At 63.1% G+C, this 8,595-nt stretch carries 11 protein-coding genes; 6 read left to right on the forward strand and 5 right to left on the reverse strand.

The genetic code is table 11. The features are described from left to right. Positions 1 to 3 precede the first annotated feature (3 nt). Positions 4 to 741 (reverse strand): GAF and ANTAR domain-containing protein, encoded by a 738-nt coding sequence (locus CQ020_RS22780; protein WP_105694127.1) that lies wholly within the window; start codon positions 739 to 741, stop codon positions 4 to 6. A gap of 268 nt (positions 742 to 1,009) precedes the next feature. Here CQ020_RS22780 and CQ020_RS24625 point away from each other — a divergent pair, with 268 nt between their 5' ends. Together CQ020_RS24625 and CQ020_RS22790 are read left to right on the forward strand one after the other, a co-directional pair. Further along, entirely contained in the window at positions 1,010 to 1,423 is a 414-nt protein-coding gene (locus CQ020_RS24625; protein WP_258142168.1) for a hypothetical protein, read from the forward strand. A 192-nt stretch (positions 1,424 to 1,615) separates the two neighbouring features. Beyond that, positions 1,616 to 2,116, forward strand: coding sequence for a GNAT family N-acetyltransferase (locus CQ020_RS22790; protein WP_105694128.1), 501 nt, complete (start codon positions 1,616 to 1,618; stop codon positions 2,114 to 2,116). 45 nt (positions 2,117 to 2,161) lie between these two features. Here the strand turns inward: CQ020_RS22790 and CQ020_RS22795 are convergent, their stop codons facing one another. The 3 genes from CQ020_RS22795 to CQ020_RS22805 are packed head-to-tail and all read right to left on the reverse strand — an operon-like array spanning position 2,162 to position 4,078. Next, a complete protein-coding gene (locus tag CQ020_RS22795; RefSeq protein WP_105694129.1) occupies positions 2,162 to 2,851 on the reverse strand; it encodes an SDR family NAD(P)-dependent oxidoreductase in 690 nt (229 codons plus the stop codon). Then, positions 2,848 to 3,537, reverse strand: coding sequence for a hypothetical protein (locus tag CQ020_RS22800; protein WP_105694130.1), 690 nt, complete (start codon positions 3,535 to 3,537; stop codon positions 2,848 to 2,850). Before CQ020_RS22800 ends, CQ020_RS22795 begins: the two co-directional genes overlap by 4 nt. 52 nt (positions 3,538 to 3,589) lie before the next feature. Further along, positions 3,590 to 4,078 carry a hypothetical protein gene (locus CQ020_RS22805; protein ID WP_258142169.1) on the reverse strand — a complete coding sequence of 163 codons (489 nt, stop codon included), beginning with the start codon at positions 4,076 to 4,078 and terminating at the stop codon, positions 3,590 to 3,592. Between the two features lie 47 nt (positions 4,079 to 4,125). Here CQ020_RS22805 and CQ020_RS22810 point away from each other — a divergent pair, with 47 nt between their 5' ends. The 4 genes from CQ020_RS22810 to CQ020_RS22825 all read left to right on the forward strand — a co-directional run bounded on the left by CQ020_RS22810 (position 4,126) and on the right by CQ020_RS22825 (position 7,474). Further along, positions 4,126 to 4,557 carry a VOC family protein gene (locus tag CQ020_RS22810; protein ID WP_105694131.1) on the forward strand — a complete coding sequence of 144 codons (432 nt, stop codon included), beginning with the start codon at positions 4,126 to 4,128 and terminating at the stop codon, positions 4,555 to 4,557. After that, the gene (locus CQ020_RS22815) at positions 4,554 to 5,078 is read left to right on the forward strand and encodes a DinB family protein (protein WP_105694132.1); all 525 of its coding nucleotides are present in this window, start codon (positions 4,554 to 4,556) and stop codon (positions 5,076 to 5,078) included. The genes CQ020_RS22810 and CQ020_RS22815 overlap by 4 nt, the downstream gene beginning before the upstream one ends. A 121-nt stretch (positions 5,079 to 5,199) precedes the next feature. Further along, positions 5,200 to 6,537, forward strand: a complete 1,338-nt coding sequence (locus CQ020_RS22820) for an amidohydrolase family protein (RefSeq protein WP_105694133.1) — start codon at positions 5,200 to 5,202, stop codon at positions 6,535 to 6,537. A 184-nt stretch (positions 6,538 to 6,721) separates the two neighbouring features. Then, positions 6,722 to 7,474: a metalloregulator ArsR/SmtB family transcription factor gene (locus CQ020_RS22825; protein ID WP_105694138.1), complete on the forward strand. Its 753-nt coding sequence runs from the start codon at positions 6,722 to 6,724 to the stop codon at positions 7,472 to 7,474. A 102-nt stretch (positions 7,475 to 7,576) separates the two neighbouring features. Here CQ020_RS22825 and CQ020_RS22830 read toward each other — a convergent pair whose 3' ends face one another. Continuing rightward, on the reverse strand, positions 7,577 to 8,569 hold the full coding sequence (locus CQ020_RS22830; protein WP_105694134.1) for a nucleoside hydrolase: 993 nt from the start codon (positions 8,567 to 8,569) through the stop codon (positions 7,577 to 7,579). Between the last annotated feature and the right edge of the window lie 26 nt (positions 8,570 to 8,595).

Here is an 8,595-nt window from a genome sequence, read left to right on the forward strand (position 1 = left end):
GCCCTACTCCTCGAAGTGCGTGGTGATCTTCCCGGACGAAACAGCAGAGATGATGGACTTCGCCAGGTGGCGCAGCTTGATGTTGCGGTTGCTGGACGCGGTGCGGAGGATGGTGAAGGCCTCGTCCTGGCTGCAATGGTTCTGCGCCATGATGGCCCCCACCGCAAGGTCGATCACGGTGCGGGACTGCATGGCAGTGGCCAGATCATTCCGGGCGTCGCTGAGCTGGGCGATCTTCAGGGCAAGGCGCAACGACTTGGAGGCGTGGGACGCAAAGACTTCGGCCCGCTCCACGTCGTCGTCGCTGAACGCGTCCGGCTGCTCGGAGTAAAGGTTCAACGCCGCGCGGGTATCGCCTTCAACCAGCAGGGGGACGCTGAGGATGGACCGCAGGCCTTGGTGCGACGCGGCCCGCACATACCCGGGCCAACGGTGTTCCCGCAGAAGGTCCGGCACCATCACCGAGGTGAGCTTGTCCATTGCAGTGAGACAGGGGCCATCAAAGTCGCTTTGGAGCTCATCCATGGCCCTGGCGCGATCATCACTGCTGGCCGCGGTAGCCGACTTCTTACGACGCAATACGGTGATGCCGCAGAAGACGGGTGACTGGGGATGCGAGAGGCTTTCGGCGGAGAAAGCCGCGAGTTCGCCGAGAAAAGCTTCGACGTCTTCGCTGCCCAGGACGAGATCCAAAAAATAACCATTCTGGAGAGCTTCCTGCTCAGGGCGGGGGTTGACCATGCACGTTCCTACTGACTGAAATGCGTCCCCAGCAGACAGCAAAGGAGCGAAAAGGGCCGCCCTCTGCAAAACGGTCTGGCAATACCTTATCGTCCAACGATCACCGGTACAAAGTGCGGCCCTAAGCGGCGTTGACCTGCGGATACATGCGTAACGGAGATGGATTTGTCAACCCCGGTGGCGGTTTCACAACAACACGAAAGTAAGTAGACTTACTAATCTCATCCCAGATCCGTAATACGGACCATTCGTGCAAAGGAGTCATCTCATGGGCGTTGAAGACAGCATCCGCAAGGCTACCGAAAACGCAATGGAAGACCTGGCCGGCACCTCCGATCCCGTTGACAATCGGCGTGTCCCCGAGCCTGGCGAGAAAGACGACGACATTCAGGTTCACTCCTCCATCAGCGAAGGCTCCAACGCCATGGACGAGGACCATACGCCGGAGAACACCCAGATGGGGCGCCACCGCGCCGAAGGGTTGCCCGACGGCGGGCGCAACTTTGATGACCAAGCGTCCGACGCCGGCACACGACAGGACAGCCCAGCGGACACGGACGCTTCGGCCGGCTCGGGAGACGTCTCAGGCCCGGCCGGGCTGCCGACTGACGACCCCGACGACCTGCGCGCAGACCCCTCCGAAGGCGGAGGAGACCCGTCCACGAGCATGGGCCGAGGCTAGCTCACCGGACTAGCTCATGGTGAGGCCGCGCCCGCTGTCCACGTTCTGAATTCCATGTTCCTTCACGACCCTCTTTGACGCGGCGAGGTCCGGAATTCAGCCGATTTTGGTTGTATACCGCGCTTTCCGTGCTCAAAGTGGGTGGTGAGCGCACAAGCATCCAGCCTGTCCCGTTGCAGGTAGGCTTCGGGGATGCTCCCCCACCCGACAGCCCGCCTGCGCTTCCGCGAGATGACTCCCGCTGACGTGGAAGCGATGAGTTCCATGCTGGGTGATCCCGCAGTGATGACGTACTACCCCGCACCGAAGTCACGGGAAGAATCCGAGCAGTGGATCGCCTGGAACCAGGCTAACTACGCACGCGACGGATTTGGATTATGGATTGTGGAAACGCTCGACGGCGGGTTCGTGGGCGACTGCGGGTTGACGTGGCAGTCGGTGAACGGCCGGCCCGAGCTTGAAGTCGGCTATCACGTACGGTTGGAACTTCAAGGGCGGGGGTATGCGACGGAGGCGGCCCTGGCGTGTCTGGAATTCGCTCGCGATGTGGTCGGTGCTGCCTGGCTTGTAGCAATCATCCACCCGGACAATGCAGCCTCGCTCCGGGTTGCAGAGCGCCTGGGCATGCGCCATCTCCAGGACGATCTTGGCGGTTCAATGATGAGGACAGTGATGGGCGTGGAGTTGAGCTAGCTCACGTCCTGTTGGGCGTACCGTCAGTCGCGTTAGGGTTTGCCGCTACCAGGCCAGGTCGGCCGATCCCAGTGAAACGAACCGTGGGGAGGTTCGGTCCGAGGAATCAACCAGTTCCCTCAGCTCCCGGGCCGCCACCCCCGGATCCTTGGAAGCGTCTGCCTGCCCCATCCCGGTGGCCAGTTTGCCCGGGTGAACCGCCAAGCATCGAACCCGCCCGGCGAGGTCTTGAGCGAGGGAGATAGTCAGCATGTTCTGTGCGGCCTTGGATATTTTGTAGGCGTAGCTTGTGGAAAGATCCGAGTAGTCACCGCGTGCCTGCGCCGCCACAGAGCCCAAGCGGGACGTGACGTTGATGATCATCGGATCCGGCGCAGCCAACAACTGAGGCAAAAGGGCCTGCACCAGACGCAAGGGGCCGGCGACGTTAACATCGACGGCGTTCATGACACCTGCCGTTGCGATGTCGCCCAGCCCCGCGTGCTGAGCTCCTTGGGCCGCATTGTTGATAAGCACGTCAATGGGTCCGTTTCCGATGACTGACATCAACTCGAGGGTGGGCTCATCCCGAACGTCGTGAGTTGCCGTCGCGACGTGCTGCCGTTCGGCCGACGTCGCGGGTGCTCGCGTGAGCGCGACAACCGCCCATCCGGCGTCGGAGAATTCGTCCACCAACGACTTACCCAATCCGCGGCCGGCACCCGTAATGACCGCGAGCCTTCTCCTCTGCCTCAAGCGAATCGGGCGTCCGTGTCGGGGTCCTTGCGGGTGTCCAGCATGCTGATGATCTTGCTCTCTAGCGCGGCAACCGTCGCCTCCGGCAAGACGATCAGGCCGTCGAGTTCCTTACGGGCGCGCTTATATGCCGTTTGACGTTCGGCGGGCGTAGCGGCGGTGTCCTCTGCAATGCGCAGGAGTTTCCTGGCCGTAGCCAACCGCTGGCGTTCGGGACCGCTGAAGTTGCCGTCCTTGATACGCCTGGCTTCCCGTTCAGCAACATCGAAAGCGAGTTCATAACTGTGGACAGCTGCCCGGTACTCAGCCAGCCTGGCCGGCGTCGAAATTTCTTCAGGGGTGGCGGGACGTAAGCCGTCGGCCTCTTTCTTAGCCCGCAGGAAGGCGACCGTCAGCGGTTCGCGGACGTCCGTCATGAGCGGGAAGTCGATGAGGTTTCCTACGTCCAGCTCGTACTCAAGCCACCTGTGGTTCACGGCATCATGCGCGGCAATCAGCGAGACCACCTCGGCCTGGTTGGCTTCCTCGTGCACCGCGAGTTGATTCTTCAACTTCAACAACTCCACCTTGCGCCGGTGCCGCTCCGCGCTGGCCTTGGACCACTGACTCGCCCAGCCGCCAGCCATCCCGCCGATAGGGAAAATGAGCCACCAGTAACTGCCAAGGAAGTCGAAGAGGGGTTCCACTGCTCCATCCTCCCATGCCTGGACCGGGTCTCAACAGGACTGGCCCAGTTGGCTAGTTGGTGACGTTGAGTGGCTTCATGGGCTTCGCGCAGGAGACCATCTCCAGCTCTACCTCGCCTGGACCGGCCCGGTTGTTCTTACCCGTATCGTCACACCAGTCGACTCCCTCCGGCGCGGCATAAACGGCCACCTCGCCCACCGCCGTCTGCAGGGGAACCTCTGTGGTGAAGGTGAACCCGCCCTTGTCAGCCATGGGCGCCGTGGTGTTGAGGACCTCAACTCCGGTGGCATCGGTGAACACAATGCGGACCTGTGCGTTGCCGCCATAGCGGGGATTGCACGTGGCATCCAGGGCCGAAACCGTTACCTCTTCCCCAAGCTTTGCGGACGAAGGGGTCACCTTATAGTCGGGAGGCATGCACGGCAGTGAACCCAGTGAAGGGCTACACCCCGCAGCGCTCATCCCGAGGAACACGGCCAGCACCACCGCAAGAATCCACGACTCCACCCCGCGGCGCTTGGTGTGAGCTGCTCTGGCCATGACTTCATTGTGGCACCGCCGGGGTACCTTCCCGCTACGATTCCCGTATGGACCAGCGACTACATTTCCTCACGTTCGCCACAAAGGATCTCGACGCCGCGCGCGCCTTCTACAAGGAAGGGCTTGGCTGGGATCCGGCCATGGACGTTCCCGGCGAGATCCTGTTCTTCCAGATTGCGCCGGGGCTGATGCTCGGCCTGTTCGACGCCGAAAAGTTCGATCAGGACCTCAACAGCTCAACGCCCACACCCGGCGTCAGCGGAGTGACTCTCTCACACAACGTGGGCAGTCCGGAGGAAGTGTCCAGCACCATCGACGCCCTGGTGGCCGCAGGCGCCACGGTCATCAAACCCGCCCAGGCCGGCGCTTTCGGCGGCATTTTCCACGGCCACGTCAAGGATCCGAACGGGATCGTCTGGGAGATCGCGCACAACCCCGGCTGGAAGATCGACGACGACGGCACGGTGGTTTTCGGATGAGCGAACTCCCTCAGACTGTTGCCGACGACGTCATCAACAAGAGTGCCCGCATTCAGTTCGACACCTTTCTGGACGAGCACCGCAGAGCCCTGAACGCCAGTTTGGATGGGCTCACGGAAGAACAAGCAGGACGGCGACTGGTCCCCTCGCGTACCACGCTGTTGGGCTTGGTGAAGCACGCGACTTTCGTGGAGAAGGTGTGGTTCGACGAAGCCGTCACGCGAAGGACCCGCGAAGAGATTGGCATCCCGGCGTCACCTGACGAGTCGTTCATCCTGGACAGCAACGACACCATCGCAAGCATTCAGACGGCTTATCTGGAAGCGTGCGAAGCCTCCCGGCGCGCGGTTGTTGAACTGGGCCTCGACGATCTCCTGCTGGGAAACCGGCGTGGCCCTCTCCCCCTCCGCTGGGTGTACCTCCACATGCTGCGGGAACTGGCACAGCACTGCGGGCACGCGGATATCCTGCGTGAGCAAATCCTTGATGCAGACCGGCAGTCTGGCATACCAGAGAGATAACCGCTCGACCTCAACTCCTGATATTGCTTGCATCATACGAAGCAACTAAGGCATTCTGGAATACCAAATGTTATCCGCAGCCAAGTAGCGGCCTAGCAGCTCGTTCCCCAGGAGTCCAACAATGTGCCTTCACGATCACACCTCTGCACCCAAACCCCAGGGTGAGTTGCCCCGCCGCGGCATCCTGGCCGGAGCCGCAGCGCTAGCTGGAATCTCTGTGGCCGGGATCGCCGCACAGTTGGCTTCGGCACCGGCCGCCCTTGCGGACAACACCCAGTCGGGCCCGAACTACCCCGGCCGTCCGCTGACCACCCAGGCGCTCATCATCGAGGGCGGAACGGTGGTTGACCCCAAGACCGGCGATGCCGTGGCCGACGGCGTGGTGGTTCTCGACGGCGGCAAGGTCACCGCCGTCGGAACCCGGGACGAAACGCGGAAGGCCGTGGCCGCCGTCGCAAAGCGTGCCCGAGTACTGAACGCTTCGGGCAAATGGGTGCTCCCCGGCCTCGTCGATGCCCACGTTCACGCCAACGCGCTGGCTGACGCCCGCGCCCTTTTGCAAGGTGGAGCAACCAGCGTCCGCAGCGGTTCCAGCACCTTCTACCAGGACATTGCCCTGGCCGCCCTGCCATCGTGGGCTCCTGGACTCTCGCCCCGGATGACTCCGGCGGGCCTGTTCATCTCACCGGATCAGGGCGATTCCCTCCTGGCCGATCCGGATCTGGCCCCCTTGGCGACGCTGAGCGGTGGAGTCACGGAGCCCCAAGACCTCGCTTACCTGACCCGTATCAACCTCAAGCGCGGTGCCGAAGTCATCAAGACCCGTGCAAACCCGCGGGCGGGGATTCCGGAGCAGGACCCCCGCGAGCTGGTGTACAACGTGGACCAGATCGGAGCGATCGTCAAGGCAGCCAAGGGTGCCGGCGTCCTCTGCCACGCCTACAGTGCCGAGGGCATTGACGGCGCGGTCCGCGCGGGAGTGCGGAGCATCGAACACGGCGTCTTCATGACGGAGAAGACCATCCAGGACATGGCCCGGCGCGGCACTTTCTTCACGCCCACCATGGATGCCATCACCAGCATGGCCCGCTCCTCCAACCCCATTCTGGCCGCCCGCGGAACCGAGTACACGCCCATCCTGCAGGCCGCGGTGCGCGCAGCCAAGGACGCCGGGGTCACCATCGTGGCCGGCACCGATTCCTTCGGAACGGATGTGACGCCGATTGGCACCGAAGCGCGCTTGCTCGCCGAGGCCGGACTGACACCCTTGGAAGCATTGCAGGCAGCGACCACGAATGCGGCGCGCCTGCTGGGACGAGGCGACAATGTGGGACGCCTGGTTCGAGGTTCCATGGCTGACGTCGTGGTGGTGGATTCTGATCCCCTCTCGGACGGTTCGGCCCTGGAAAAGGTGAGCACAGTTATCGCCCAAGGTGCCGTTGTGCGCTCCAACCTGTAGCCCGATCCGGGAAACGCGCTCCGCGATGTCGCCCAGATCGCGGGAAGTGCGCGGGATCGCCGGAGAGGACCGGCGATCCCGCGCGCTTCCGGCGAACTCGCAGTGTTCCGGCATCCCGCTGCAGCCGCCGCGATAGCCCCAAAAACCGTTGACACGTGACCAAATGGTCACCTATCCTGAAGCCATGGACGTAGTGTTCAAGGCCTTGGCAGATCCAACCCGCAGGGAACTGCTGGATGAGTTGTTCCGCGAGGACGGTCAGTCTGCCTCAGCTTTGGGAGCCCGGTTCGAGATGACCCGTTTCGGCATCGCCAAGCACCTCAAGCTCCTGGAGGATGCAGGATTGGTGGTCACCCGGCGTCGGGGGCGTGAGAAGCTGCACTTCCTGAACCCGGTGCCCATCCGCCTCATCCACGATCGCTGGGTGAGTAAATACGCAGAACCATGGGCCGCTGCCCTCAGCGACCTCAAATCCAGATTGGAAAGTCCCATGGAAAAGATCTTCGAGATTTACATCAAAACCACTCCGGAACGGCTCTGGGAAGCCATCACGGACAGCGAGATCCGCAGCAAATACCAGTTCGGAAACACCTTCACCTCGGACTGGACTCCGGGCAGCAGATTCCAAATGCACAACGACAAAGCCGGAGCTCCACTGGGCGAGGGCGAGAACATCGAGGTGGATCCCCCGCGCAGGCTCGTCCAAACCATGCGGGCGCTCTGGGGCGAGGATGTGAAGGCCGAGGGGACGTCGCGGATCACGTGGGAAATCGAACCCGTCGGCGACTCATGCCACCTCACCGTCACGCACGATCAACTCCGGGAAGGCGCCAACGATCAGCTCTACGGCGGCTGGCCCATGATCCTCTCGGGCCTCAAGACCTGGCTCGAAACCGGCGAGAAACTGACCACGCCCGGCTCACTTATGTACACGTAGAGCTCGTTCATCACCTGAGCGCCCTGAAGAACCACGGCTTAAAGGAGGACGACGACGGCGGGCCGCTGCCGCCGTCGTCGTCGATCCTCAGTCTGCCGCCAGTCAGGCGACGGGTGCCGCGGCCTGAGCTTCAGTAAGCCAGGCCGCCCGCATGGTTCCGAGCAGGTGCGGAGCGAAGTCTTCGCCGATTTCCAGCACCACACGGCAACGGGCACCGCTCTGCGCCGGGAACCCCGCGTACTGGCCGCGGAGATCACATACCGTCTGGCCGCGGCCGGGTCCGTCAGTGGTATCCACCTGGACGCGGACGGTGGGGGCGAGGGTGAGCTCCACTCCCCTGACAGCTATTGCCGCCGCGAGGGGATCGTGCATAGCCGAGCAAGCCCGGCCGAAGATATCAACGTAGAAGCCGAAGTAGTAGCCCAGCATTTCGCCGAGCACCTGCGAGACCGGGTGCTCGGTGGCCAGCAGTTCCTGGCGGTGGTTTTCCTCCAGGACGTTGGTCATGGTCACATCCAACGGCACCAGCGTCACGTTCCAGCTTGCGGCCAGGACTTCGGCGGCAGCCTCGGGGTCGTTGGCAATGTTGGCTTCGGCCACGGGAGAGATGTTTCCCGGAGCCAAGGCCGCGCCGCCCATGATGGTGACTTCGGCGATGAGCTCAGGAAGTTTCGGTTCCAGGCGCAGGGCCTCGGCAATGTTGGTCAGCGGACCGATGGCCACCAGGCGCAACTCCCCCGCATACTGGTGGGCAAGCTGGACCAAGAGCTCGGCCGCTGTGGCCTTGACGGGCTCGCGGTCGGACTGGACCAGGTCCACTCCGCCGATTCCGTTGTCGCCGTGAACGTGCGGCGCGCCGCCATGGAAGGTGCCGACCTGGGGATCGTGCGCACCCACAGCCACGGGGATATCAGGGTGGCCGGCCAGATTCAGCAGGTCCAGGGTGTTCCGGGCTCCACCGGCCGCACTGACGTTTCCGCTCACAGTGCCGATGCCAACGAGGTCCGCGCGCGGGGAAGCCAAAAGGTAGGCGAGGGCGAGGGCGTCGTCGATCCCGGTATCGCAGTCAAGGAAGAAGGGGGCGGGCTGGGTCATGATGTCTCTCGTTTCAGGTGTGGCGG

The sequence above is a fragment of the Arthrobacter sp. MYb23 genome, from assembly GCF_002979775.1.
Taxonomy (GTDB): Bacteria; Actinomycetota; Actinomycetes; order Actinomycetales; family Micrococcaceae; genus Arthrobacter.